This is a genomic window from Rhizobium ecuadorense (genome assembly GCF_001187535.1).
Classification (GTDB): Bacteria; Pseudomonadota; Alphaproteobacteria; order Rhizobiales; family Rhizobiaceae; genus Rhizobium; species Rhizobium ecuadorense.
Genome location: NZ_LFIO01000979.1, coordinates 1 through 206, shown reverse-complemented (window position 1 = coordinate 206; position 206 = coordinate 1). Strand labels below are relative to the sequence as shown.

Genomic DNA, 206 nt, shown 5'->3' with positions numbered 1-206 from the left:
TTCACTGGCACTTGACGCGTTCCTCAAAAGCGATGGCGGCAAGGATTGCTGCGCCAAGATGGGCGACGTCGCCGACGACAAGGAGATTCTCGGTGCTGGCGTTTCGGGCGGCCTGCGCAAGGAAGACACGGAACTGAAAGCCAAGCTGAACACAGCCATTGCCGCCGTCCGTGCAAGTGGCCAATACGACGCCATCAACAAGAAGT

General features: G+C 58.7%; 1 pseudogene. It reads left to right on the top strand.

The window, feature by feature from the left end:
- A pseudogene (locus tag AF337_RS18115) lies at positions 1–206 on the top strand (transporter substrate-binding domain-containing protein); the annotation flags it as partial.